This window comes from Pseudooceanicola nitratireducens, assembly GCF_900109195.1.
Classification (GTDB): Bacteria; Pseudomonadota; Alphaproteobacteria; order Rhodobacterales; family Rhodobacteraceae; genus Pseudooceanicola; species Pseudooceanicola nitratireducens.
This window is the reverse complement of the sequence record NZ_FNZG01000003.1, coordinates 348,504-372,033: the sequence shown is the minus strand read 5'-3', so window position 1 is coordinate 372,033 and position 23,530 is coordinate 348,504. Positions and strand designations below refer to the sequence as shown.

Here is a 23,530-nt window from a genome sequence, read left to right as displayed (position 1 = left end):
CTTCGGACTCCCCCCAGGATATTTGCGAAAACCAAAGAGGGGGCGGGGTGCTCATATTCTCTTTGGTTTTCTGAAATATCCCGGGGGTTGGCATCAAAGTGTCAGCTTTGATGCCAAAAAGGGGGCAGCGCCCCCTTACGGCCCCTGGGCCGTTCCTGCGCGACGTTTGGGTCGCGCTTAGCCTTCGAGCAGGGGGAGAAGGTTCTCCGTCGGGCGGCCGATGGCGGCGCGGGCCCCGGAGATCAGGATCGGGCGTTCGATCAGGACCGGGTTTTCCGACATCGCGCGGATCAGAACGTCCGGGGCGCTGTCAGCGCGCAGGCCCAGTTCGGCAAAGCGCTTTTCCTTCGGACGCATCATGTCGATCGGGGCCACACGCAGCGCCGCAAGCACGCCGCGGATCTCGTCCTCGGAGGGGGCGTCGTGCAGGTAGGCCCGGATCTTCGGGCGGATTCCATGGTCTTCCAGCAGGTCCAGCGCCTGGCGGGATTTGGTGCAGCGGGGGTTGTGCCAGAGGATCACAGCCAGTCCTTCCGTCCGGTTCCGACGGCCTCTGCCACCGTGGCAAAGCCGTCGCGTTCAAGAATCGTATCAACTCCGTGCACGATTTCCGCGGCAAGGGACAGGCCCTTGTAGGCGAGCGCCGTGTAAAGCTGCACTGCCGAGGCCCCGGCGCGGATCTTGGCATAGGCGTCCTCGGCCGAGGCCACGCCGCCCACGCCGATCAGGGGCATCCGCCCCTCGGTCAGCTCGTAGAGCTGCGCCAGCACACGGGTCGAGCGGTCGAACAGGGGGCGGCCCGAAAGCCCGCCCTTTTCCGAGCGGTTGGCGTTCTGCAGCCCGTTGCGCGACAGCGTGGTATTGGTGGCCACGATGCCGTCGATGCCGCGGGCCAGGGCAATGCGGGCGATGTCGGCCAGCTCGGCCTCGGTCAGGTCTGGCGCGATCTTGAGGAACAGCGGGATGCGGCGCGGCAGCCAGTCGCGCGCCTCCTGGGCCTTCATCAAAAGCGCCTCGAGCGCGGCCGCCCCCTGCAGGTCGCGCAGGTTTTCCGTGTTCGGAGAGCTGACGTTGATCGTGGCGAAATCCACATGCGGGCCGCAGCGCGCCAGAACGCGGGCGAAATCCTCGGACCGGTCGTCGCTGTCCTTGTTGGCTCCGAGGTTCAGGCCCACCACGGCGCCAGCGGGGCGGCGCTCCAGCCGGTCGGCGATCGCCTCCATGCCCTCGTTGTTGAAGCCGAAGCGGTTGATGACTGCGCCGTCCTCGGGCAGGCGAAACAGGCGCGGGCGGGGGTTGCCCGGCTGGGGGCGTGGCGTGGCAGCGCCGACCTCGACAAAGCCGAACCCCGCACGTGAGAGCGGGGAGAGGCATTCGGCATTCTTGTCGAAGCCCGCCGCCAGGCCGATCGGGTTGGGCAGCGAAAGGCCGGCAAGTTCGGTCTTCAGCCGGGACGATGTGATCTGACCGGGCAGAGGCGCAAAGCCGGTGTTCAGGGCGCGCAGCGCCAGGCGGTGCGCGGTTTCGGGGTCGATGCGGCGCAGGGCGGCAAGGCCCAGTTTCTCGATCATGCTCATGATGCCGCTCCGTCGGATGCGTCGTCGGCTGCGGCGTCTGCGATGACGCTTTCGGGGAACCGATGCAGCCCGTCGATCAGCGGCAGATCCGCGTGCCAGAGCACTTCGGACAGGGAAAGCCGCCGGTAGAGGTGCGGGAACAGCTGCCCGCCGCGAGAGGGCTCCCACACCAGGGCGTCGCCCAGGGTGTCGGCCTCGATTGCGGCCAGGACCAGGCCCTCGGCCCCGGCGAAATGCTTGGCCGCGGTTTCCGCCGCCTGGGGGGCGGTGGAGAAATGGATATAGCCATCTTCCAGGTCGATGGGGGCCCCGGCGGTTTCGCCGGCGGCTTGCAGGTCGGCCCATTCGGGGGCGCGGAAAATCTTGTAGATCAGCATGGAACGGGGATGCATCGCCGCCCGGCTCTGGTCAAGGGCTATGCGCATGGGCCGCGCCGCTGCCCGGGAAATACCGCTTGCCGTTTGGTCATCTGCGGGAAGGCGCGCCGGTGAGGGGCGCAATGACAGATGTGCTTTGACACGACGCCCGGCGCCGTTGCAGCATTCGGTCCATCACAAACACCAACAGGGGGCTTTCATGTCCGTTCGTTTTCTTTCCTCCGTCGCGGCGCTTGCGCTCAGCTCTGGCGCGGCGATGGCCGATTATTCGCTGACCATTCTGCACACCAATGATTTCCACGCCCGGTTCGAGCCGATCTCGAAATACGACTCGGGCTGTTCCTCCGAGGACAACACCGAAGGCAAATGCTTTGGCGGCTCGGCCCGTCTGGTGACGGCCATCGAAGAGGCGCGGGCGCGGTCCAACAACTCGATCCTCGTGGATGGCGGCGACCAGTTCCAGGGCACGCTGTTCTACACCTATTACAAGGGCAAGCTTGCCGCCGAGATGATGAACAAGATGGGCTACACGGCGATGACTGTGGGCAACCACGAGTTCGACGACGGCCCCGAGGTTCTGCGCGGCTTCATGGATGCGGTGAACTTCCCCGTGCTGATGTCGAACGCCGATGTCTCGGGCGAGCCGCTGCTGGCGGATGTCCTGATGAAATCCACCGTGATCGAACAGGGCGGAGAGAAGATCGGCCTGATCGGCCTGACGCCGCATGACACGGACGAACTGGCCTCTCCGGGGCCGAACATTATCTTCACCGATCCGTCGGACGCGGTGCAGGGCGAGGTCGACAAGCTGACCGCCGAGGGCGTGAACAAGATCATCGTGCTGTCGCACTCGGGCTACAATGTCGACAAGACGGTCGCGGCGAACACCACCGGTGTCGACGTCATCGTGGGCGGCCATTCCAACACCTATCTGTCCAATACCTCGGACCGCGCGGAAGGGCCCTATCCGACCATGGTGGGCGACACGGCCATCGTGTCGGCCTATGCCTATGGCAAGTTCCTGGGCGAGCTGAACGTGACCTTCGACGACGACGGCAAGGTCGTTGAGGCCGCAGGTGAGCCGATCATCATGGACGCGGCCGTGTCCGAGGATGAGGGCACGAAGGCGCGCATCGCCGAAGCCGCCGCCCCCCTGGACGAGATCCGCAACAAGGTCGTCGCGGAAACCGCCGAAGCGATCGACGGCGACAAGAACGCCTGCCGGTCGGGGGAATGCACCATGGGCAACCTGGTGGCCGACGCCATGCTGGACCGCGTGGCGGATCAGGGTGTGACCATCGCGATTGCCAACGGTGGCGGGTTGCGGGCCTCGATCGACGCGGGCGAAGTGACCATGGGCGAAGTGCTGACCGTGCTGCCGTTCCAGAACACGCTTTCCACCTTCGAAACCACCGGCGCGGTGATCGTCGAGGCGCTGGAAAATGGCGTGTCGCAATACGAGGACGTGGCAGGCCGCTTCCCGCAGGTCGCGGGTCTGAAGTTCACCTTTGACCCCGCAGCCGAAGCCGGATCGCGCATCTCGGACGTGATGGTCAAGGACGGCGAGGGCTATGTCGCCATCGACCCGGCCAAGACCTACCTGGCGGTGACCAACAACTATGTCCGCAACGGCGGTGACGGCTATGCGATGTTCAAAGGCGCGTCCAACGCCTATGACTTCGGGCCGGACCTGGCGGATGTGACGGCGGAATACCTGGCCGCCAATGCGCCCTACACGCCCTACACCGACGGCCGCATTACCAAGAAATAAGCGGTCTTCGAAATGGTTAAGGGCGGGCCTTTGGCTCGCCCTTTTCTTATCTTGCTTTGTTGGATTGTGAGAGCACGGATCCTGCTAGCTTTTTGCTTTTTGTTGAATACTTGCTCTTCGCAACAACTTTGGACGCAAGACTCTCCATTTTTTTGCCGGTTTGTTTTGTTGTTCCCGACTGCGACAGTGCAGATCCTGCCAAACTTTTCTGAGTCTTTGAGGCCTTCGGATCGCTCAGAATTTTTGATGCCGTAGATGCCATCTTTTTGGACGTCGCCTTTATGTTTTTTCCCATGAATTTCTCCTTTTGAATCTATTTTGGGTGCTCGGTAGATGGTGTTTCGATATTTCTATTCAATGGTCTGTCTTGATTTTTTTATCAAATTGTTGTTGCTTCATAGCTTTAGCTGGCAAAATGTGGTGTGCGTCGGTTCGTGGTTGCATAGCCCTGTTTCTCGCTTCTTTATGAGATGGGCAGGCGTTTCTTTTCAAATTTCCACCGGACCAGCGCCGAAATTCAAATATTGGCATTGGTGTTTAATCGATCTCGCAACGGCGGTGACGGCTATGCGATGTTCAAGGGTGCGTCCAACGCCTATGACTTCGGGCCGGACCTGGCGGATGTGACGGCGGAATACCTGGCCGCCAATGCGCCCTACACGCCCTACACCGACGGCCGCATCACCAAGAAATAAGCGGTCTTCACAGAAGGCCGAACAGACAGGCCATATCGCCCCCGTCCGGTCCGCCGGGCGGGGGTTTTCCGTTCGCATCCAGCGGCAGCGGCGGCAGGTCCAGGTCCAGCGGCAGGGTACAGACCTCGGGCGGGGCGGATAGCGCGGCGATACGTTCGGGCCCCTGGGGCGCGTGCAGCAGGTTGGCCCCGGCCACGGCGGTCACCAGTGTTGCCATGACGACGATGAAGCCCGCCAGCGGACGGCGGAGGTAGCTGCGAAGGGGCCTCCAGCTGACTGCGATCAGAAGCGCCAGTCCCAGGATTGCCAGCGCCGTTGCCATAACGCTGTGCTGGTTCAGCAGGGCGATCACTCCGATCAGGCCCAGGGCGGATCCCGTCATCAGGGTCCGTCGTGGGTTTGGGCGGGGGCGGCGGGGCTGTCTCATGCGGGCGTCCTTTTCGGGATCTTGTTGCAGTGTCGGAACTGATACGTAAGGCGCGGGATTTTCCGTCGCCGGATCGCGCAATTTCTTGCCGTCAGGGTTCGCAACCTGGGTCGGATCCCGCGCGATCTGGAACCGAAGCCGCCAAGGCGCTAGATTGAAGGGCAACGCAACAGGGGCCGTTCCGTCAGGGCAAGGACCCCAGGGAACCGGGGCGCGATGGATCACCCGCTGATAGACCTGATCAATGCCAAGATCGCCGAGGCCGAGAAGGACGGGGCCTTTGACAACCTGCCGGGCGCAGGCAAGCCCCTGCCGCGCCTTGAAGATCCCGAAAACGCCCTTCTAAATCGGGTGATCGCGGAAAACGGGGCCGAGCCCGAGTTTGTCACTCTTTCGCGGCAGTTGCGCCAGCTGCGGGCCGAGCTGGCCGAGGAAAGCGACCGGACCCGCCGCCGCGAGATCATGAAGGACATGTCGATGATGGAGGCGCGGATCGACCTGGCCCGCCGTGCCTATAGCCGCTGATGTGCGGTCGTTTCGCCGTCACCCTGCCGCCGGATGCGATGGCACAGCTGTTCGGGGCGGCCCCGGCCAATGATCTGGCCCCGGCACCCAACTACAACGTTTGTCCGACGGTGCAGATCAACGCCTGCGCACTTGGGGAAACCGGCCGCCAGCTGCGCCCGATGAGGTGGGGATTTATCCCGCATTGGTACAAGAAACCGAACGATGGCCCGCTGCTGATCAACGCAAGGGCCGAGACGATCGCGGAAAAGCCCGCCTTTCGCGCCGCCGCGCGGGAACGGCGCTGCCTGATCGCTATGGACGGCTTTTACGAATGGGACCGGGCAGGGGACGAAAAACTACCCTGGTTCATCCACCGCAGCGATCGCGCGCCGCTGGTGGTGGCGGGCATCTGGCAGGACTGGTCCAGCCGCGAAGAGGGCGAGGGCGAAGACCGCATGGCCACCTGCGCTATCGTCACGACCGAGGCCAAGGGCCAGATGGCCGGGATCCACAATCGCATCCCCGTCTTCCTGTCGCCCGATGACTGGGGCCTGTGGCTGGGCGAGGAAGGCAAGGGCGCGGCGCGCCTGATGCAACCGGCCGAGGATGATGTCTATGCGATGTACCGTGTCGGGAAAGAGGTAAACTCGAACCGCGCGAGCGGTCCGAGTTTGATTGGGCCATTGTAGCCGGGAGGTGATCAGTAATTGTTGCCAACGCCAAAACCCTGGGTCAGACCCAGGGCATTACCATTGCCGTTACTCGTACCATCACCACTTATTCCGGATAACAAACTACTCAATCCGGATCCGACGTCTTGTATGAGCCCGCCGACCTCAGCAAGGGTATATCCTAACCCTTCCGCTTGTCGGACGACCTCTTCGTCCTTGCCTATGACGTTGCCGTTTTCGTCAATCAGGTCTCCGAAGTCGACCGCCTCGGGTTTGTCCCCCAGAATGATCTCTCCGTAGTAGGACGAGTTGTAGGAGGACCGCCGGAACAGAAGCTCGGTGTCTTCCTGGACGATCAGCGACCAGGATTGATCCTTCGACAGGGCGTCGCTTTCCCAGGACCAGTCGTCGGCACGCACCGTGTGGGTGGTATTGGCGAGATTGTAGAACTTGATCTCGTCGCCGGGCTGGGCGTGGACCTCGTCGGGGAAGAACGCCCCTCCGACCAGGTACACGGGGTGCACGATGCCGGTCGGATCGACCGGTTCAGGGGTATTGCCGCCGCCGGAACCACCGCCGCCGCCACCGCCGCCACCACCGGACCCACCACCGCCGCAGATGCCGCGGGTGATGCAGTTCAGCCAGTCGCTGAACGGACCAGCCTGCGCAGGGGCGGCAAAGCCAAGCGCCAGGGACATCACCAGAACCGCCTGCAACAGCGTGGCCTTGATCCGGGTCATGAACATCTTGATCGTCATCGGCTTTGATCCTTTCACCGGACGCAACATGCGCCACGGTTTCCGTCACCGTCGTTATGCCAGCGGAATGTGGCGATCTTGGGCGGAATTTGGGTCATTTCAGGGCATCTTGACCGGAACAAGGAACATTCCTCCGGGCCGGGTGTTGTTTGTGAAAGGACACGCAACAGAGATAGGAGATCCTGTCATGGCACAAGCCGCCACCGCAAATGGCGCCGACAAGGCGCTCAAGACCGCTCAGACCAAGGGAAGTGCCGATGACGTGCGCGACCAGATCGCCGCGCTTCAGGCCGACATGGCCGAACTGACCCGTGCCGTCAGTGCCTATGGCAAGGCCAAGGGCGAAGACGCCCGCGCCGCCGCCGAGCTGCGCGCCGAGGAACTGAAGACCCGCGCCGAGAAGATGGGCCGCGACGCCGAGGCGCAGCTGCGCTCGGGCTATGCGCAGGCCGAAGGTGCCGTGCGTGAAAACCCGGCCGCCGCCGTCGGCATCGCCGCTGGCATCGGTTTTGTCCTTGGGCTGCTGTCGACGCGTCGCTGAGGCTACTCATGTTCGGCTCGTTCATATATTCGCTGAAACTTTCGGTGCGTCGTGCAGGCTTTGGCCTGGGCGGCGCGCTTCTGATGCTGATCGGGCTGGGGTTTCTGACCGTGGCCGCCTGGATCGCCCTGGCCGAGGCGCGCGACACGCAGTTCGCCGCAATGGTGCTGGGCTTTGGCTATATCGGCCTTGGCGCGCTGGTCGCGGCCCTGGGATCGCGCCGCCCGCGCTACGTGGCCCCGGCACCGGGACCCTTCGGGCTGTCCACAGGCGGCCTGGGGGCCGCCTTTGCCCAGGGCTTCGGGGCAGGGGCCGCGACGCGGACGGCCATGCGCCGGTAAGCGCCGATAAGCACTGCGATCCGGTCAGGACATGAGATTGCGAAAAGGCGCGGGGGATCCGCGCCTTTTCTTTTGCTTTGGCCCCTATGTGATTGCAGTCTGATTGCGCGTGTTGCAATCGATGCATGCGCGGTGCACCACTTGCCGCAGTGACAGGCAGCAGACACGGCGACAGGCAGGACCCATGGCAGCAATCGTTTTCGACCTTGATGGCACGCTGATTGACGCGGCCAGCGACATCACCGCGATTTCCAACCAGCTGCTGGCGGACCGGGGCTTCGATCCGATTACCTTGGCCGATACCCACAGTTTCCTGGGCAACGGGGCCCCGACCTTCGTGGCCCGGCTGCGGGCGGCGAGGGGCGTGGGGGATGACCAGCACGCGGCGATGCTAAGCGAATTCGTCGATCTTTATGCCCGGCAGTTCGACCACACCTTCCTGTTTCCCGGCGTGATCGACGCGCTGAACGACTTGCGCGCCCTGGGGCATCATCTGGGCATCTGCACCAACAAACCGATGGAGCCGACACGGGCCGTGCTGGCGCATCTGGGGCTGACCGATCTGTTCACCACCGTCTGGGCCGGCGACAGCCTGGCCGTGCGCAAACCCGATCCCGCGCCGCTGCATGCCGCCTATCAGGCGCTTGGTGCGGGGGACGGGGACGACAGGATCTTTGTCGGCGACAGCGAGGTGGATTCCGAAACCGCCCTGCGCGCCGGGGTGCCGTTCCTTCTATACACCAAGGGCCATCGCAAGACGCCGGCCGGGGAGATCCCGGCCAGCCTGCGGTTCGATGACCATGCGGATCTGCCGGGGCAGGTGGCGCAGGTGCTGACCGGGCTGTGATCGCCCGGCCTTTGTCGGGGTGTCAGACCGCCTCGGCGTGGCGGCGGGCGGCGGCGGCTTCAAGATCCAGGTGACCGCGCAGGCCTTCGGACAGCGACATGTGGCTGGCCAGGTCCTGCAGGTAACGCTGTTCTTCGGGCGTGTCGGGGTCCACGGCAAGGGCCGAGGCCAGGTAGATCTCGGCCTGTTGCGCCTCGGTCCGGGCGAGGGCCGCGATGGCGCGGGCGTCGGCAGGGGCCGAGAAATAGTCGAACATCGCCGCCTTTTCCGCCGGGCCAAGGCCCAGGTCTGCGATCTGGTCGCGAATGCGCTGGTGTTCCTCGGCGTCGATATGGCCGTCGCTTTTGGCCGCCGCGATCATCGCGCGCATCAGCGACAGGCGGATGTCCTGGCCTTGCGCGTCCTGATCGTTGTCGATGTCGAAACCGCTGTCGGCGGGCGGCTTCGGAAGGCTCAGCGCGTCGGGCTCCTGACCCGAAGGGCGGTTCTGCTGGTGATCGCGCCAGGCCTTGTAGGCCAGCCCGCCTACGGCGGCGAGGCCACCGTATTTCAGCGCCTTGCCGCCCAGCTTGCGGCCCTTCTTGGTGCCCAGCAAAAGCGCGACCAGCCCGCCTGCGGCGGCACCGCCGGCCAGCCCGCCGGGAAGCCCCGCCGATCGGGCCAGGGCCTGTACATCGGTGCCCCGACCGGATCCCCCGGCCGAACCTTGGTCACCCGCTGCACCCGGTGCGCCCAGACCCTGGCCACCCAGGAACCCCGACAGAAGCTTGTTCACATCCATGGTCATTCGCCCTTTCAACATCTTTTCAAACAGATCTGTGTTGTCAGGGACGTAGGTACGGAGGCACCCCATTCCAAGGGTTGCCACGTACCTCTGGCGCAGATGTGAGCGGGGCCTAGCCGACGCGGTAGACGTCGATCACGATCACCCGGCCGCGCGGCGCGATGGAACAGACGAAAAGCGTCTCGGACAGCCAGCGGTGCGGGCCGTCGGGCGCGTCAAACACCGGGGCCGCGCGCATGTAGTATTCAGACGGCAGCACCTGTTCGCCGCTGCGCAGCCGCGCCCGCACCTCGGGGGATGAGGTCCGCAACCCGCGGTTGGTCACCCGGATCAGCGTGCCGTCATCGGCCTGGATGGTGTAATGCGCCTCGATGCGGGAATGGCCGTCGGGGCCGATCAGCGGCCAGTCCGAGCCGCCGGGCAGTATCTGACCGCTAAGCCGGGGGCCGTCCACGCGCCCGCCGGTGATCGGGATATGCAGCCGTTCGCCATGTGGGGCAGGGCCGGCGGACAGGGGCGCGTCGATCTCGGCCCGGATGGTAAAGACCTTCTCAAGCTCGGGCACCACCGGGTCGAGGGCATGGGCCACGATCGCGGTCATAGGGCGGCCATCCAGGCGGCCATCTTCTGCAGTTTGGCGCGACTGTCGTCGCAATACTCCATCGCGCGCAGGTAACCGTGGATCAGCCCGTCGCCCAGGTCCAGTTCCGTGGGCACCCCGGCGGCACGCAGCTTTTCGGCATAGATCACGCCGCTGTCGTAAAGCGGGTCGTTTTCGGCCACCGCGACAAAGGCGGGGGCAAGCCCGCTGTGATCGGCGGCCACGTAGGGCGCGACGCGGGGATCGGTGGACAGCAGGTGTTCGTTCGCCTCACCGCCCACGTACATGCGGTTCACAGCCGACATGCCCTTGGTCTGCAGCAAGGGGGCTTCGGCATTGGCGATCATCGAGGGGCGCGTGGTGTCGAATTCGGTGCAGGGATAGATCAGCAGCTGACCGAGGAAGCCGAAGTCCTTCATCGCCAGCGCCACGGCGGCGGCCAGGTTGCCGCCCGCGCTGTCGCCGCCGATCACGATGCGGTCGGGGTCGATGCCCAGTTCCCCGGCCTGGTCGCGGCACCAGCGCGCCACGTCGCAGACTTGGTCGAAGGCGGCCGGGAAGGGGTGTTCGGGGCACAGCGCATAATCCAGGCTGATCACCGTCTGCCGGTTCCAGGACGCGAACCGCGCGGTGATGTCGGCATGGGTTTCCGGGCTGCCCTGCATGAAGGCCCCGCCGTGGGAATAGATCAGGCAATCCTGCGTCCCGCCCGAGGTATGGCGGAACACGCGCACCCGGATCCGGCCAGCGGCGCTGTCGATCCAGTGTTCCTGGCTTTGGTCCACATCCTCGGGGCGGGGCAGGGCCATGTTGACGGCCACCGTTTCGAAATGGGCCCGGCGGTCCTGCGGGGTGCTGCCCTGAAGGCTGGACCATTCGGCGGTCCAGCGGTCCATGAAGGCGGTGATCTGGGGGTTCAGCATGGGGATCCTTTCACGCCGCATCGGGCGTCGGTGACATCAGTCGGAAGTGCGGGGCAGGGGTGAGGGGCACACGTCGCCCAGGATCATCGCCACGGCGCGGTCGCGCAGGCGGTCCTGTCCGTCGCGCGTATACAGCGCCTTGCCAAACAGCGCCGAAAATGTGGGCCGGTTCGACACGTTGAAGACCGACAGCGCCGAGATCTGCCAGTGCAGTTCCGTGGCATCGACGCCGGGGCGGAAATCGCCGCTGGCCTCGCCCCGGGCGATCAGCGCTTCAAGCCGGGAAATCGCCCCGGCGTTCAGGTCGCGGATAATCTCGGACTGGCGCAGGTAGTCGGCGTGATGCACGTTCTCGATCATCACCATGCGGATGAAATCGGGGTTGCGGCGGTGGTGGTCGAAGGTAAAGGCGACCAGCCGCGCCAGCGCCTCACGCGGGGGGAGGTCGTCGAGATCAAGCTTGCTTTCGCCGTCGCGGACCTTTTCGTAGGCCGCTTCAAGCGCGCGGGCATAAAGCCCCTCTTTGTCGCCGAAGTAGTAATAGATCATCCGTTTCGAGGTCTCGGTCTGGGCCGAAATCTCGTCGATCTTGGCCCCGGACAACCCGTTTCGGGCGAATTCGGCCATCGCGATCTTGAGGATGTTGCGCTTTACCCTTTCGGGGTTCTGTTTCCAGCCCGCGCGGGTTTTTTCTTTGTTTGTCAGCTCTTTGGTCACGGGCACTCCTCCTGCCTTGGGTCAGGATTAGCACGGGTATTTTTAAACGGCTAGTTAAAAGTTGTTGACGCAATGTACCGCTGCGTACAATTGTTGGGCCACTCCAGGGCGACTCGCCCCGGTGAGGGAGGATGCACGACAATGACCGACGCCCGGTTCCAGGCGCCGTTTCCGGCACCGCTTCTTGCGCAGGCCCCACGCGCCGCGCAGGCCAGCCCCGAGACCGCGATGCGGTCGGGTGCGGGGCGTGTCGTGCGGGTCGGGCTGCTTGGGCGCGGCATTCAGCTGTCCCGGACGCCGGCGATGCACCGGGCCGAGGGCGCGGCGCTTGGCCTGGACTACAGCTATGACCTGATCGACCCGGACCAGCCCGCGCATGATCTGCCGCTGGCCGATCTGGTGGCCCGGGCCGAGGCGCAGGGCTTTGCCGGGCTCAACGTGACCTATCCCTTCAAGCGCGACGTGATGGCGCTGCTGGACGAGATGTCGCCGGCGGCGCAAAAGGTCGGCGCGGTGAACACCGTCGTCTTCCACGATGGCAAGCGGCGCGGGCACAACACCGATTTCTGGGGCTTTGCCGAAAGCCTGCGGCGGGGCCTTCCCGATGCTGCGCTGTCCAGCGTGCTTCTGCTGGGGGCGGGCGGTGCAGGCGGGGCCGTGGCCCATGCGCTGCGCGACGTGGGCGTGGCGCAGGTGCAGGTCTTTGATCAGAACATCCAGGCCGCCCAGGCCATCGCAGATGCGGTCGGCGGCATCGCCGTGACCGACCTGGCAGCGGCGGCGCAGGCGGCGGACGGCATCGTCAACGCCACCCCCATGGGCATGGCCAAGCTGCCGGGCACCGCCATCGACCCGGCCCTGCTGGAACCGCGCCATTGGGTCGCCGACATCGTCTATTTCCCGCGCGAAACCGAACTTCTGGCACAAGCGCGGCAGCGGGGCTGCCGCGTGCTGGACGGGTCCGGCATGGCCGTCTTTCAGGCCGTGCGCGCCTTTGAACTGTTTTCGGGCCTCGCGCCCGACCCCGATCGGATGAGGGCCACCTTCGAGGCCTTTGCCGACACCTAAAGACGCAAAAGGGAGGATACCATGCGTTTGTTCACCACCATTTCCGCCGTGGCCATTGCCGCCGCCGGGGCCGTTTCCGCTCAGGACAAGTTCGAGCTGATCTACTCGGACACCGTGCCGGAAAACGACGTCCGCTCGTCGATCCTGAAAGAAAGCTTTGGCAATTGCCTGGGCGATGGCTTTGATTTCCAAGCCTATCACGGTGCGACCCTGTTCAAGCAGGGGACCGAGCTGACCGCGATGCAGCGCGGCAACCTCGATATGGGTAACCTGGCGATCTTCGATTTTTACAACCAGGTGCCGTCGACCAGCGTTCTGGGCACGCCCTTCCTGTTCCGCGATTACGAGCACATGCGCGCGGTCTACAACAGCGACGTCCTGGATGACCTGAAGGCGGAAATCGAGGCCGAGGCCGGCGTCAAGATCCTGGCCATCCCCTACATCGGCGCGCGCCACCTGGGCTACAAGGGCGACAAGGCCTACATGACCCCGGCCGATCTGGATGGCGTCAAGCTGCGCATGCCCCCGGGCGAAGGCTGGCAGTTCGTCGGCGAAGCCATGGGCGCCACCCCGGTGCCGGTGCCCTTCACCGAGGTCTACACCGCCATGCAGACCGGCGCGATCGACGGTCAGGACAACGGGTTCCCGGCGACCTACAACATGAAGTTCCACGAAGTGATGACCCACATGGGCACCACCGGTCACCTGATCGCGGCGAATGAATTCACCATCTCGCTCGACACCTGGAACGAGATGACCGCCGAGCAGCAGGCCAAGGTCACCGAATGCGCCGCCAATTTCGAGGCCGCGCTGGACGCCGAGACCATCAAGCTTGAGGGCGAGCTGCGCGCGAAGATCGAGGAAAGCGGCGTGACCGTCTATGCCCCCGACAACGCGGCCTTCCAGTCGCATGTGCTGGACGTCTACGCGAACTCCAAGTTCTCGGCCGACTGGCCCGAGGGTCTGGTCGACGCCATCGTCGCGGTAGGCAAATAACCATCGTCAGGACTGCGGGGCAGGCGGGTCGGCCGCCTGTCCCGAACCGATCCGGCGCCGTTGCGGTGTCGGAACAGGGCCGAAAAGGACCGTGAGGGGGAAAGATGACCAGGTTGACGTATCTCTGGGGCTGGTTGGGACGGCGGGCCGAGAATATCCTGGCCCTGCTGCTGTTTTCCATGTTCGTCACCTTCCTGCTGCAGATCGTGTTCCGGTATTTCCTGAACCTGCCCGTGGGCTGGACCGTCGAATGGGTGACCATCGCCTGGCTCTGGGGGATCCTCTTCGGTTTTGCCTTCGTGGTGCGCGAGGCCGACATCATCCGGCTGGACGTGCTGTATTCGGCGCTGCCGCGTGGCACGCGGCGGGTCATGGACGTGCTGACCGGCCTCAGCCTGGCGGCGATCTTCCTGTATACGCTGCCCGCCAGCTGGGATTACATCGACTTCATGATGCGCGAGAAGACCGCCTATATGCGGCTGCCGTTCTTCTGGGTCTTCCTGATCTACATCCCCTTCGCCCTGTCCGTCGCTGTCCGGGGCCTGTTGACCGCATGGGCCGGGATCACCGGGTCGGGCCGGTTGTTCGACACGTCCAAATCCGCAGAGACCCACGATTATGATTGATCCCTTCACGCTGACCCTGATCCTGATCGTCGTTCTGTCGCTGGCCGGGGCCTCGGTCGGGCTGGCCATGATGGCGGGCAGCTTTGTCTACCTGATCCTCAAGGGCTTCGACCCCTCGATCGCGTCGGAAACGATGCTTCAGGGGTTGTTCAACAACTACACGCTGCTGGCGATCCCGCTGTTCATCCTGGCCGCCGACATCATGAACATCGGATCGCTGGCCGACCGGCTGCTGCGCTTTGCCCAGGCGCTTGTGGGCCGGTTCCGGGGCGGGCTGGGCCATGTCAACGTGGTGTCGTCGCTGATCTTTTCCGGCATGTCCGGGTCCGCCGTGGCGGATGCCGTGGGCATGGGCAAGATCATCATCAACATGATGACCCGCGACGGGAAATACACCAAAAGCTATGCCGCCGCGATCACCGCCGCCACTGCAACCGTCGGTCCGATCATCCCGCCGTCGATCCCCATGGTGCTTTACGCCATTGTGTCCGATCAGTCGGTCGGGTTCCTGTTTGCCGCCGGGATGGCCCCTGGGCTGCTGATGGCGCTGGCCATGGGCGTGATGAACTATGTCATCGCCCGCAAGCGCAATTTCCCCGTGGACGAGGTCGTGCCGCTGCGCGACATGCCCCGCATCACCTGGAAGGCGCTGCCGGCGCTGATGCTTCCGGTGATCCTGCTGGGCGGGATCTATGGCGGGATCATGACCCCGACCGAGGCCGCCGCCGTCGCCGCATTTTACGCGCTGCTGATCTCGGCCGTGTTCTATCGGTCGGTCACTTTCCGCGAGTTCTATCAGGCGCTGCTGGGCTCGGCCCGGTCGACGGCCTCGGTCGGGGTGCTGGTGGCCGGCGCGATTACCTTCAACTACGTCATCACCCGCGAACAGCTGCCGGTGTCGATCTCGGACTGGCTGGCGCAGTATGAATTCACCCGCTGGCAGTTCCTGATCGTGGTGAACATCCTGTTCCTGGCGCTTGGCATGGTGCTGGAAGGGGGCGCGATCCTGCTGATCATCGTACCGATCCTGATCCCCTCGGTTCAGGCCATGGGCATCGACCTGATCCATTTCGGGGTGATCGTCGTGGTCAATGCGATGCTGGGGCTGATCACGCCGCCCTACGGGCTTTTGCTGTTCATCACAGCCAACATCACGGACGAGCCGATCACGCGGATCATCAAGGACGTCTGGCCCTTTATCCTGGCGCTGATGGCGGCGCTTCTGGTGATCACCTTCGTGCCTGACTTCGTGCTCTTCCTGCCGCGGATGCTGGGCTATCAGGGCTAAGGTTCCCCGGCCTCGCGCCATGGGCGGCGGGGCCGGCGTATAGATTTTGTGATTTTGTTGTCGGTACTGCCGGTCAATAGGCAGGCAAATATTATACTAATCGAACAATTCTGGTCGTGGGGCGGATGGTCCGCCAGGCACGGGTGCTCCCTCCCGGCGGTGCCTGTCGGACAGCGTCCCACTTGGGCGGCAGCCGGTCTCTCCTCCTGCCGCCGCCCGTCTTCACTCTGCGCTTGGATCCGTGAGTGGCGCGCGCGAGGTGAAGAGTCCTTTGATCCAATGTTCGAAGTCATCGACGAAGGTGTAGACCACCGGGATGACCAGCAGGCTGAGGAAGGTCGAGGTGATGAGCCCGCCGATCACCACGATCCCCATGGGTTGCCGGAAGCTGCCGTCGCCCGAAACCAGGCTAAAGGCTGCGGGGGCCATGCCGGCGGACATGGCGATGGTGGTCATCAGGATCGGGCGGGCGCGTTTGTGACAGGCGTCGACCAGGGCCTCGAACCGGGGCATGCCCTGTCGCCGGGCCTCAAGCGCGTAGTCCACCAGCAGGATCGAGTTCTTCGACACGATGCCCATCAGCAGCAGAAGCCCGATGACCGCCGGCATCGAAAAACCCGCGCCGGTAACCACCAGCGGGAACAGCGCGCCGCCAAGCGCCAGGGGCAGGGCCATCAGGATGGTCAGCGGCTGCAGGAAGTCGTGGAACAGCAGCACCAGCACCGCGTAGACGCAGAAGATGCCGATGGCCATGGCGCTGCCAAAGCTTGAAAACAGCTCGGACTGGCGCTTCAGGTCGCCCTGTTCGACAAAGGACACGCCCGCGGGCAGGGTCTGGTAGGCCTCCAGCTGCTGCACCTCTTGATTGACGTCCGACAGGTTGCGGCCGTTCAACTCGATCGTCAGCGACACGTTGCGCGACCGGTCCAGGCGGTCGATCTGCGACGGGGACGAGGCGATTGAGATCTCTGCGATGCTGCCCAGGGTGACGTTGCCATCGGTGCCCGCCACCGGGATCAGCGCGATGTCGTCCAGCGAGGCCTGGACCGAGGTGTCCAGCGTCACCCGGATCGGCACCTGGCGTTCGGGTAGGTTCAGTTGCGACAGGGCGCTGTCATAGGCCCCGGTGGTGGCCACGCGCACCGCATCCGACAAGGCCTGCGACGTCACCCCGAAAGAGGCCGCGCGCGTCAGGTCTGGGGTGATCACGATCTCGGGGCTTTCCATCGCCGCCGAAGAGGTGACATTGCCGATGCCCTGCACATGGGCGCGGATGTCGTCTTCCAGCGCGCTGGCGGCCTGGATCAGCCGGTCGGAATCGTCGCCGGCCAGGGTGATCTGCAACTCCGTGCCGTTGCCGCCAGATCCGACCTCGATCCTGGCGCCGGGGATGTCGGCGACGGCGGCGCGCAGGGTGGCTTCGATTTCGGTCTGGGTGACATCGCGGTCGTCGATATTGGTCAGGTTCACCACAATGGTCGCCGAGGTCACGGAGGACGTCGATCCGCCCCCGCCGCCGCCACCCCCGGTCGAGGCCGTGCCGGTGACCTGGAAGATGCCGGTGACATGCTCGATTCCCTCCAGCGAGGCGGCGGCCTGGCGGGCGAGCGCATCGGTTTCCTCGATGGTCGTGCCGGGGGCGGTGGTGATGCTGACCTGGGTCTGGCTGCTGTCCGAGGCCGGGAAGAACCCGGTCGACAGGTTGCCCAGAAGCACAAGCGTCAGGGCAAAGAAGGCCAGCACGCCCAGCACCGGGATCCAGCGCCGGCGCAGCGCGCCACGCACCACCATCAGGTAATTGTGCATGATCCAGCCGTCGCCCCGGTCGGGTTTGGCATGGGTCTTCATCATGTAGGCGGCCATCATCGGCGTCACCAGACGCGCGACCAGCAGCGAACAGAAGACCGCGACGGAGGCGGTGATACCGAACTGTTTGAAGATGATGCCGACCACGCCGGACATGAAGGCCGTGGGTAGGAAGACGGCGATCAGGGTGAAGGTGGTGGCGATCACCGCCAGGCCGATTTCATCCGCCGCCTCGATCGAGGCCTGGAAGGCCGGTTTGCCCATGTGCATGTGGCGTTCGATATTCTCGACCTCGACGATGGCGTCATCGACCAGGATGCCGACCACCAGCGACAGCGCCAGAAGCGTCACGGTGTTCAGCGAATAGCCCATGAAATCCATCACCAGGAAGGTCGGGATGATCGACAGGGGCAGGGCCGTCGCCGCCAGCAGGGTCGCGCGCCAGTCCATCAGGAAAAGGAAGACGACGATCACCGCGATGATCGCGCCTTCATACAGCATGTGCATCGAGGCTTCGTAGTTCTGTTCGGTCGGGAGGATGGTGTTGTAGGCTTCCTCGATCTGGACCTGGGGGTTCTCGGCGGCGAAGTCCTGCATGGCGTCGCGCACGTCTTCGGTCACGGACAGGTCGGAATAGCCGGTCAGGCGCTTGATCTGCGCCGCAATCACCTTTTCGCCGTTCAGATAGGCGACCGAGGAGATGTCGGAATGGGTGTCGGTGACGGTGCCCAGTTCGTCCAGGCGCACCCAGGATCCGTTCGGCAGAGGGATCGGCGTGGCGCGCAGGCCCTCGATATCGTCGGCGGCGGCCAGGACGCGCACGGATTGCGAGGCACCGCCGATTGCGGCTTCGCCCCCCGACAGGTCGCGCTGAACCTGTTCCAGCCGGGTGTTCACGTCATCCGCGCTTAGGCCGAGGCCGTTCAGAAGGTCGGGGTTCAGCGTCACCTGGATCTCGCGGTCGATGCCGCCCAGGCGACCGACCTCACCGACGCCGGCGACCTCCATCATCGCGCGTTCCAGGGTGTTGTCGATGAACCAGCTCAGCTCGGCCTCGTCCAGTCGGTCGGACGAGACGGTGAAGGTGATCAGGGGCGAGGCGTTCAGGCTGCTTTGCGTGACCGTCGGGGCCTGCATTTCGGTCGGCAGGTCGCCCTGGGCCTGATCGACGGCGCTCTGCACCTCGTCCAGGGCGATCTGCACATCCTTGCCGACCTGGAAGGCGACCGAGATCTCGACCGATCCATCGGTGATCGTGGTGGTCACATTGTCCAGCTGGTCAAGGCCGGTCAGCTGATCTTCGATCTTGCGTGCGACCTCGGTTTCCAGCTGCGCCGCCGCTGCCCCGTCAAGCGAGGCGGAAATCGACACCGTAGGCAGGGACATGTCGGGAAAGTTCTGCACGTCCAGACGGTCAAAGGCCATCAGCCCGGTCAGGGTCAGCAGGATAAAGGCCAGGATCGGCGGAACGGGATTGCGGATCGCCCAGGCAGAGAAGTTCATTCGGCGGCTCCTTCGGCGGACGTTTCAGGGGTTTCGGCAGGGGTTTCTGCGGACAAGGCCGAGGTTTCGACAGGTGCCGCGTCGGTCACCCGCACGCGCGACCCGTCGGTCAGGAAGGCCCCGCCTGATTGCACCACCTGCGCGTCGGACTTCAGGTCCGAGGTGATCTCGACCCGATTGTCCTGGCGGCGGCCGGTCTCGACCCGCTGGCGGCGCACGGTGTCGCCGTCTTCCAGCACGAAGACATAGGCAAAGCCGTCCTGCAGCACCACGGCCGAGGACGGCACATGCAGCGCGCTGTCTTCGCCGGTCTGGAACCGGCCCGAGATCATGACGCCGATCTTGGGTTCGATGTCGCCGGGCAGCTGGTCGATATCGACATAGACCTTCACCCGGCCATTGGTGTCGGACGCACTCGGGGCGATGCGGCGGATCTTGCCGGTGACATCGCCGATCGGAGTCGGGATCCGGGCCGGGGTGCCGACCTTCAGGCCGAAGGTTTGGCGCAGCGGCACCTCGGCCTGCCATTCGATGCGGTTGTCGCGGATCAGGCGGAACAGCTCTTCTCCTTCCGACACGCCGGCCCCCAGGGTCGCGCTGCGCGAGGAAATCACCCCGCCGCTGACCGCCCGCAGGGTGGTGTTCTCAAGATCCAGGCTGGCCGAGGCCAGCGCGGCCTCGGCGCTGGCCACATCGGCGCGGGCCTGGCGTTCGGTCATCAGGTATTCGTTGATCTGCTGGTCCGAGATCGACCCCGAGCCCTGCTGCTGCAGCCGCCGGGCACGGTCGGCATCTGCGGTGGCCTGCTCCTGCGCGGCCTTGACGGAATCGAGGCTGGCCTGAAGTTCCAGGATGTCGTTTTCAAGCGAGGCGCGGGACAGTTCGGCCAGCACCGCGCCTTCTTCGACCGTGTCGCCCACGTCATAGTTCAGCGCGGTGATGCGCTGGCCGCCGACCTCGGATGAAATGACGGCCTCTTGCCAGGCGGCGGTCCAGCCGCTGGCCTGGATGTCGCGCGGCCAGAGATCGCTTTGCGGTGTGGCCACGGCGACGGTCAGGGCGGTGGCCTGGGCGGTGCCGGGGGTGTCGGTGGTCCGGACGCTGTCCTCGGGTCCGGCCTGCATGCCGCTTAAGGCAAGGCTGGCGGCGGCGGCGACGCCAAGAAGGCCGCCTGCGATGATCAGGGACGTCTTCATGTCAGCTGTCCTTCTTCTGAAGTGTGGTGGCCTGCGCGGTCTGGGTGGCGACGGTATCTGCGGCGTCCCCGGCGGGGCGCTGCCAGCCGCCGCCCACGGCCTTGTAAAGCGCGATCCACTGTCTCAGCAGGGTTTCGCGCTGGTCGATCCGGGTCAGCTGGGCCGACTGCAGCTGACGGCGGGCGTCTTCGCGGTCCAGCAGGGTGGTGCCCCCGGCCTTCCAGTCTTCGTCCACGGCGGCGAAATAGCGTTGGTACTGGCTGACCAGCACCTGCGCGCTGCCCAGGCTGCGGCTGGCCCCGTTCAGGCGGGTCAGGGCGTTTTCGACCTCTTCCACCGCGCTCAGCACCGTGGCGCGATAGGTTTCACCGGAGGCGATCGCATCGGCGTTGACCTTGCGGACGTTGGCCTTTGCGGCCCCGGCGTTGAAGATCGGCAGGGACAGGGCGGGGCCAAAGCTCCAACTTTGGGGGGAGCTGGCGGTGACAGTACCACCCAGGGTGAGCGAGGGGTAAAGCTCGCTCTGCGCGACGCGCAGGTCCTTGAGGCTGGCGGCGAATTCAAGCTCGGCTGACAGGACATCGCTGCGCTGGCGCAGCATGTCCGACGGAACCGATGTCACGCGGAAGGGTTTCGCCGCTGGAAGCCCGCCGCCCTTGGCTAGGATCGCGCGGATGCGGTCCTGCGGGGCCCCGACCAGGGTCGCCATGCTTTGCGCCACCAGCGCGCAGTCGGTCCGCTGGCTTTCCAGCGAAATCTCGGCACTCGCCACGTTGGCGCGGGCCAGCGCCTGTTCCGAGGCGGGCGAGAGGCCAAGATCGACCAGGTCTCCGGTGGCGGTCAGGGTCTGCCGCTGCGAATTCAGCGCCTCGCGGTAGACGCCCTCGGCCAGCTTGCAGGCGCGGTAGTCCATGTAGGTGTCGGCAACCTCGGCCGAGAGGGTGACATAGGCCCCGGCATAATCCGCCTCGCTGGCGCGGGACCGCAGGTGGCTGGCGCGGGCGGTGTTGGCGGCCTTGGCGAAAAGGTCGACTTCCCACGTGGCATCGACAAGGGCGCTGGTGCTGTCGGTGGCCGCCATGCCTTCGGTGCGGCTGCGGGTGGCGCTGGCCTGACCGGTGACGGCCGGGTATTGGTCCGCGCCGCTTTGCCGGGCCTGGGCGCGGGCGGACATGACGTTGGCGGCGGCGGTGCGCAGGTCGGGGCTGTTGGCCTGGGCCAGCAACAACAGTTCGGTCAGCTGCGCGTCATCGATCCGCGACCACCACCCCATGTCCAGCCCGGTATTGCCGGACGTGCCGCTATTCGCAGTGCTGGCCGGTGTCGCGCTGGAAAACCGCGCGGCCACGGGCTGTTGCGGCTGCGGCGCGACAATGGGCACCGAACAGCCCGCAAGGGCGGCAGTCAGAAAAAGGGGCAGGGCAGGTTTCATCGGCAGGCTCCGGCAGCGTCTGCCCTCTACATGGCGCATGCCTGTGTTAAGTTATGTCAAGACTGTGAAAAGAAGGGTAAAACCCCACTCAAAGGGCAAGGATCATGGCTAGAAGGAGCTGCACAGAGTGAGGGAGACCCGCATGGCATCGGTGCTGCTGATCGACGACGACACAGAGCTGTCGGGCCTGCTTGGGGCCTATCTTGAGGGCGAGGGCCTGGCCGTCACCCTGGCCCCGGACGGAGAGGCCGCGCTGACCGCGCTGGCCGGCACGCGGTTCGACATCGCCGTGCTGGACGTGATGATGCCGCGCCTGAACGGGCTTGAGGTGCTGCGCCGGATCCGCCGCGACAGCGACATCCCCGTGCTGCTGCTGACCGCCCGCGGGGATGAGATCGACCGTATCGCGGGGCTGGACCTGGGCGCGGATGACTACCTGGCGAAACCCTGTTCGCCGGGGGAACTGGCCGCGCGGCTGCGGGCCATCCTGCGCCGCACCGGTCCATCGCTGCGCCCGCATGGGGAACAGGCCTTTGGCCCGCTGGTGCTGGACACCGACCGGCGGTTGGCATCCTGGAACGGCGAAGCGGTGGCGCTGACCGGGATCGAGTTCAACATCCTCGAGGCGCTGACCGCCCGCAAGGGCGTCGCCGTCAGCCGCAAGGACCTGTCGCAGGAAGGGCTGGGCCGTCCGCTGGCCCCCTATGACCGGGCGCTGGATGTGCATATCTCGTCGATCCGGCAAAAGCTGGGGACCTTTGCCGACGGGCGGTCCCCGATCCAAAGCGTGCGCGGCATCGGATATCAATTCGTTCTGGAATAAGACCAGGATTTGACCAGGGAGCAGGCCCTTGTATCTACGCATCTTCGCCGTCATCTGGAGCGCGATCCTGATGACATCCCTGCTGTTCGCGGCGCTGATTTCCCTGCTGGATCTTGGCCCGCCGCGCGACACGCAGATCCTGCTGGAAATGGAGATCCTGCGCAGCCACCTGCAGGCCTTTGCCGACACGGGCGGGGTCGAGGCCGCGCAATCCGCCTGGGGCCAGCTGCAAGCCGCGCATCCGGGCATCACCGTGGTGCCCGATCCGACCTGTTCGGCGCGGGTGATGGTGTCGGACGACATGGCGCGCTGCCTGGCCCTTCAGGCCCCGACAGAGGCGCGGTCGCTGCTAAGCCGGTTGGAGCCGATGCTGATGCCGCTGTCGATCGGCGCGCTGATCTCGGCGGTGCTGGCGGCGGGGCTGACGCGGCTGCTGATCCGGCCCCTGCGCCGCCTGGGCACGGCCATGGGCGCGCTTGCGCGCGGGTCGCTGCAGACGCGGGTGTCGCAGGACCTGGTCGGGCTGGGATCGGAAATGGCGCAGCTGGGCACCGCCTTTGACAGCGCCGCCGCGCGGTTGCAGGACCTGGCCGAGAACCGCCGCCGCCTGTTGCACGACCTTTCGCATGAATTGCGGTCGCCGCTGGCGCGGCTGGGCGCGGCGGTCGGATTGCTTGAGAAACATCCCGACCGGCACGGGCAGATGATGGCGCAGATGGAGACCGACATCAGCCGCATGGACCGGATGATCAGCGAACTTCTGACCCTGTCGCTGCTGACGAACCCCGAACAGCAGATCGAACGCAAGACCTTGGATCTGATGGATATTCTGGAACCCATCCTGTCGGATGCAAGTTTTGAAGGCGAGCCGCGCGGGATTTCCGTGCACTTCTCCGGCGAAGACCGTCTGCCGATGACCGGCGACGCGGAACTGCTGCACCGCGCGATCGAGAACACCCTGCGCAACGCCATCGCCTATTCGCCCGACCACTCGGAGGTCGAGGTCGCGGCCCGCGACGACGGCCAGGCCCTGCAGATCGAGATCCGCGACCGTGGCCCCGGTGTCGCGCCCGAGGAACTCTCCGAGATGTTCAGCCCCTTCCGCCGCTTTGCCTCGTCCGAGGGGACGAAGGGATCGGGGCTGGGACTGGCCATCGCGCAGCGGGCGGTGACGGCGCATGACGGCGCGATCGAGGCCCGGTTGCGGGATGGCGGCGGGCTGATCCTGCGGCTGCGCCTGCCCAAGGCCTGAGGG

General features: G+C 65.3%; 26 protein-coding genes. 13 read left to right on the top strand and 13 right to left on the bottom strand.

The window, feature by feature from the left end; genetic code table 11:
- Positions 1-177 precede the first annotated feature (177 nt).
- The 3 genes from arsC to BMX99_RS12430 are packed head-to-tail and all read right to left on the bottom strand — an operon-like array spanning position 178 to position 1,954.
- Complete coding sequence (gene arsC / locus BMX99_RS12440; RefSeq protein WP_093452216.1) at positions 178-522, bottom strand: arsenate reductase (glutaredoxin); 345 nt, start codon at positions 520-522, stop codon at positions 178-180.
- Entirely contained in the window at positions 519-1,577 is a 1,059-nt protein-coding gene (locus tag BMX99_RS12435) for a quinone-dependent dihydroorotate dehydrogenase (protein WP_093452213.1), read from the bottom strand. The genes arsC and BMX99_RS12435 overlap by 4 nt, the downstream gene beginning before the upstream one ends.
- The gene (locus tag BMX99_RS12430; protein WP_093453291.1) at positions 1,574-1,954 is read right to left on the bottom strand and encodes a DUF952 domain-containing protein; all 381 of its coding nucleotides are present in this window, start codon (positions 1,952-1,954) and stop codon (positions 1,574-1,576) included. The genes BMX99_RS12435 and BMX99_RS12430 overlap by 4 nt, the downstream gene beginning before the upstream one ends.
- Positions 1,955-2,153: 199 nt before the next feature.
- Here BMX99_RS12430 and BMX99_RS12425 point away from each other — a divergent pair, with 199 nt between their 5' ends.
- Complete coding sequence (locus tag BMX99_RS12425) at positions 2,154-3,725, top strand: bifunctional metallophosphatase/5'-nucleotidase (protein ID WP_093452210.1); 1,572 nt, start codon at positions 2,154-2,156, stop codon at positions 3,723-3,725.
- Between the two features lie 46 nt (positions 3,726-3,771).
- On the opposite strand, the gene BMX99_RS12420 is transcribed toward BMX99_RS12425, so the two are convergent.
- Complete coding sequence (locus BMX99_RS12420) at positions 3,772-4,020, bottom strand: hypothetical protein (RefSeq protein ID WP_093452208.1); 249 nt, start codon at positions 4,018-4,020, stop codon at positions 3,772-3,774.
- Between the two features lie 238 nt (positions 4,021-4,258).
- On the opposite strand from BMX99_RS12420, the gene BMX99_RS19720 reads away from it, so the two are divergent.
- Complete coding sequence (locus tag BMX99_RS19720) at positions 4,259-4,420, top strand: hypothetical protein (protein ID WP_170848665.1); 162 nt, start codon at positions 4,259-4,261, stop codon at positions 4,418-4,420.
- Positions 4,421-4,427: 7 nt separating this feature from the next.
- Here the strand turns inward: BMX99_RS19720 and BMX99_RS12415 are convergent, their stop codons facing one another.
- Positions 4,428-4,802: a hypothetical protein gene (locus tag BMX99_RS12415; RefSeq protein WP_093452206.1), complete on the bottom strand. Its 375-nt coding sequence runs from the start codon at positions 4,800-4,802 to the stop codon at positions 4,428-4,430.
- A gap of 261 nt (positions 4,803-5,063) precedes the next feature.
- On the opposite strand from BMX99_RS12415, the gene BMX99_RS12410 reads away from it, so the two are divergent.
- Complete coding sequence (locus tag BMX99_RS12410; RefSeq protein WP_093452204.1) at positions 5,064-5,372, top strand: DnaJ family domain-containing protein; 309 nt, start codon at positions 5,064-5,066, stop codon at positions 5,370-5,372.
- Positions 5,372-6,043 (top strand): SOS response-associated peptidase, encoded by a 672-nt coding sequence (locus BMX99_RS12405; protein ID WP_093452202.1) that lies wholly within the window; start codon positions 5,372-5,374, stop codon positions 6,041-6,043. Before BMX99_RS12410 ends, BMX99_RS12405 begins: the two co-directional genes overlap by 1 nt.
- Positions 6,044-6,054: 11 nt before the next feature.
- Here the strand turns inward: BMX99_RS12405 and BMX99_RS19715 are convergent, their stop codons facing one another.
- Complete coding sequence (locus tag BMX99_RS19715) at positions 6,055-6,783, bottom strand: cupredoxin domain-containing protein (RefSeq protein ID WP_170848730.1); 729 nt, start codon at positions 6,781-6,783, stop codon at positions 6,055-6,057.
- A 187-nt stretch (positions 6,784-6,970) separates the two neighbouring features.
- On the opposite strand from BMX99_RS19715, the gene BMX99_RS19710 reads away from it, so the two are divergent.
- The 3 genes from BMX99_RS19710 (at position 6,971) to BMX99_RS12385 (ending at position 8,512) form a co-directional block, all read left to right on the top strand.
- A complete protein-coding gene (locus BMX99_RS19710) occupies positions 6,971-7,324 on the top strand; it encodes a glycine zipper domain-containing protein (RefSeq protein WP_093453288.1) in 354 nt (117 codons plus the stop codon).
- Between the two features lie 8 nt (positions 7,325-7,332).
- The gene (locus tag BMX99_RS12390; protein WP_093452198.1) at positions 7,333-7,665 is read left to right on the top strand and encodes a phage holin family protein; all 333 of its coding nucleotides are present in this window, start codon (positions 7,333-7,335) and stop codon (positions 7,663-7,665) included.
- Positions 7,666-7,849: 184 nt separating this feature from the next.
- Entirely contained in the window at positions 7,850-8,512 is a 663-nt protein-coding gene (locus tag BMX99_RS12385; protein WP_093452196.1) for an HAD-IA family hydrolase, read from the top strand.
- A gap of 22 nt (positions 8,513-8,534) precedes the next feature.
- Here BMX99_RS12385 and BMX99_RS12380 read toward each other — a convergent pair whose 3' ends face one another.
- The 4 genes from BMX99_RS12380 to BMX99_RS12365 all read right to left on the bottom strand — a co-directional run bounded on the left by BMX99_RS12380 (position 8,535) and on the right by BMX99_RS12365 (position 11,537).
- Positions 8,535-9,299 carry a tellurite resistance TerB family protein gene (locus BMX99_RS12380; RefSeq protein WP_170848731.1) on the bottom strand — a complete coding sequence of 255 codons (765 nt, stop codon included), beginning with the start codon at positions 9,297-9,299 and terminating at the stop codon, positions 8,535-8,537.
- A gap of 109 nt (positions 9,300-9,408) precedes the next feature.
- Positions 9,409-9,897, bottom strand: coding sequence for a DUF3237 domain-containing protein (locus tag BMX99_RS12375; RefSeq protein WP_093452191.1), 489 nt, complete (start codon positions 9,895-9,897; stop codon positions 9,409-9,411).
- Positions 9,894-10,820, bottom strand: a complete 927-nt coding sequence (locus BMX99_RS12370) for an alpha/beta hydrolase (protein ID WP_170848732.1) — start codon at positions 10,818-10,820, stop codon at positions 9,894-9,896. Before BMX99_RS12370 ends, BMX99_RS12375 begins: the two co-directional genes overlap by 4 nt.
- 36 nt (positions 10,821-10,856) lie before the next feature.
- Complete coding sequence (locus BMX99_RS12365; protein WP_244525538.1) at positions 10,857-11,537, bottom strand: TetR/AcrR family transcriptional regulator; 681 nt, start codon at positions 11,535-11,537, stop codon at positions 10,857-10,859.
- 141 nt (positions 11,538-11,678) lie between these two features.
- Between BMX99_RS12365 and BMX99_RS12360 the strand changes: the two genes are divergently transcribed.
- The 4 genes from BMX99_RS12360 to BMX99_RS12345 all read left to right on the top strand — a co-directional run bounded on the left by BMX99_RS12360 (position 11,679) and on the right by BMX99_RS12345 (position 15,515).
- Positions 11,679-12,605, top strand: coding sequence for a shikimate dehydrogenase (locus tag BMX99_RS12360; RefSeq protein WP_244525539.1), 927 nt, complete (start codon positions 11,679-11,681; stop codon positions 12,603-12,605).
- A gap of 21 nt (positions 12,606-12,626) precedes the next feature.
- Positions 12,627-13,601 carry a TRAP transporter substrate-binding protein DctP gene (dctP, locus tag BMX99_RS12355; RefSeq protein ID WP_093452184.1) on the top strand — a complete coding sequence of 325 codons (975 nt, stop codon included), beginning with the start codon at positions 12,627-12,629 and terminating at the stop codon, positions 13,599-13,601.
- Between the two features lie 104 nt (positions 13,602-13,705).
- Entirely contained in the window at positions 13,706-14,227 is a 522-nt protein-coding gene (locus BMX99_RS12350; RefSeq protein WP_093452181.1) for a TRAP transporter small permease, read from the top strand.
- Entirely contained in the window at positions 14,220-15,515 is a 1,296-nt protein-coding gene (locus tag BMX99_RS12345; protein ID WP_093452179.1) for a TRAP transporter large permease, read from the top strand. Before BMX99_RS12350 ends, BMX99_RS12345 begins: the two co-directional genes overlap by 8 nt.
- 222 nt (positions 15,516-15,737) lie before the next feature.
- Here BMX99_RS12345 and BMX99_RS12340 read toward each other — a convergent pair whose 3' ends face one another.
- Genes BMX99_RS12340 through BMX99_RS12330 form a run of 3 tightly spaced genes read right to left on the bottom strand, consistent with a single transcriptional unit; the run spans position 15,738 to position 21,452 of the window.
- Positions 15,738-18,824: an efflux RND transporter permease subunit gene (locus BMX99_RS12340; RefSeq protein ID WP_093452177.1), complete on the bottom strand. Its 3,087-nt coding sequence runs from the start codon at positions 18,822-18,824 to the stop codon at positions 15,738-15,740.
- Positions 18,821-20,020, bottom strand: coding sequence for an efflux RND transporter periplasmic adaptor subunit (locus BMX99_RS12335; protein WP_093452175.1), 1,200 nt, complete (start codon positions 20,018-20,020; stop codon positions 18,821-18,823). Before BMX99_RS12335 ends, BMX99_RS12340 begins: the two co-directional genes overlap by 4 nt.
- Before the next feature lies 1 nt (position 20,021).
- Positions 20,022-21,452 (bottom strand): efflux transporter outer membrane subunit, encoded by a 1,431-nt coding sequence (locus tag BMX99_RS12330; protein WP_170848733.1) that lies wholly within the window; start codon positions 21,450-21,452, stop codon positions 20,022-20,024.
- 127 nt (positions 21,453-21,579) lie between these two features.
- Here BMX99_RS12330 and BMX99_RS12325 point away from each other — a divergent pair, with 127 nt between their 5' ends.
- Both BMX99_RS12325 and BMX99_RS12320 read left to right on the top strand, forming a co-directional pair.
- Positions 21,580-22,275, top strand: a complete 696-nt coding sequence (locus BMX99_RS12325; protein WP_212632867.1) for a response regulator transcription factor — start codon at positions 21,580-21,582, stop codon at positions 22,273-22,275.
- 28 nt (positions 22,276-22,303) lie between these two features.
- The gene (locus tag BMX99_RS12320) at positions 22,304-23,527 is read left to right on the top strand and encodes a sensor histidine kinase (protein WP_093452164.1); all 1,224 of its coding nucleotides are present in this window, start codon (positions 22,304-22,306) and stop codon (positions 23,525-23,527) included.
- Positions 23,528-23,530: the final 3 nt, after the last annotated feature.